A 1057-nucleotide genomic window follows, 5' to 3' on the forward strand; every position below is an offset into this window, starting at 1 on the left:
GCGCTGCCGGGCGCCGAGCGAGGCGTACGGGGCCGCCGCGGCCCACGCCCGGTCGAAGTCCCGCAGGAACGCGTGGACGGGTTCGCCCGGCACATCGCGGTGTTCGAGCAGCGCCTTGGGCCGTCCGCCGAGCCGCCGTCCGCCGCCCGCGGCGAGCAGCAGTCCGGCGACCTCGGGGGTTGGTGTTGTCGGAGTCATGCGGCCTGGATACCTCAACACGCCCCGGAAGCGCACCCTTCGCTTAAGCAAGCGAAAGAGGGTGTGAGAGGGGCCGGCGTCCACCTGGCGACATGCACATCACCCTTACGGGAGACCCCGAATTCCGTCCGCGGAGTGGCGCTCGACACCTTTCATGGCGTTAACTTGCGCGCACGCCCGGACACTTGACCACGATGTGGGGACCGGTCGGAACACTGGCACAAGGACGTGCGAGGGGGAGTGCTTTGTTGCGCAGCGTGGGGCAGACGCAGGTGACCGGCAGCGGTGAGGATCCGAGGGTGACGGAGCTGCGTACGGCCGTCTCCCGGCTCCGGCGTGAGCTGGCGGGGCATCCGGCGGAATTCCCGGACCGGGGGATCGCCGAGGACGAACTGGCCGCGCTGGACGCGATGGCGGCGGGCGGGGCACCCGAGATTCCGCGGCTGCGCCGTTCGCTGCTGCTGATCGCGGGGGCGATCGGCTCGGTGAGCGCCCTGGCCTCCGCGCTCAGGGACGTACGGGTCGCCGTCGATCTCTTCGGTGAGCCGCCGCGCGGCTGACCGGCAGCACGAGGACGCGGTCAGCGGCGGATGAGCCTGCGGGCCGTCGCCGCCGCGACCGCCGAGGTGCGGGAGTCCACGCCCAGCTTGGCGTAGATGTGCACCAGGTGGGACTTCACCGTCGCCTGGCTGAGGAAGAGCCGCTTGCTGATCTGCAGGTTCGACAGCCCCTCGCCGACCAGTTGCAGCACCTCCAGCTCGCGCTTGGTCAGGGCCTCCTTGCCGCGTTCGACCGGCACCGGACTCTTCGCGGCGAGCTTCACCGGCTGGCCCCCGAGTCGCAGCAGGACCTCGCCGTA

2 protein-coding genes and 1 pseudogene are annotated in these 1057 nt (G+C 71.1%); 1 reads left to right on the forward strand and 2 read right to left on the reverse strand.

The genetic code is table 11. The features are described from left to right. Positions 1 to 120: pseudogene (locus tag ABZY11_RS44685) on the reverse strand (class I SAM-dependent methyltransferase); the annotation flags it as partial. Between the two features lie 323 nt (positions 121 to 443). On the opposite strand from ABZY11_RS44685, the gene ABZY11_RS44690 reads away from it, so the two are divergent. After that, positions 444 to 758, forward strand: a complete 315-nt coding sequence (locus tag ABZY11_RS44690; protein ID WP_329923722.1) for a DUF5955 family protein — start codon at positions 444 to 446, stop codon at positions 756 to 758. Between the two features lie 20 nt (positions 759 to 778). Here ABZY11_RS44690 and ABZY11_RS44695 read toward each other — a convergent pair. Beyond that, positions 779 to 1057: LuxR C-terminal-related transcriptional regulator (locus tag ABZY11_RS44695; protein WP_356484647.1), on the reverse strand; the 279-nt coding region annotated here is incomplete at its 5' end.

Source organism: Streptomyces sp. NPDC006510, assembly GCF_040611955.1.
In the GTDB taxonomy this organism is placed as follows: domain Bacteria; phylum Actinomycetota; class Actinomycetes; order Streptomycetales; family Streptomycetaceae; genus Streptomyces.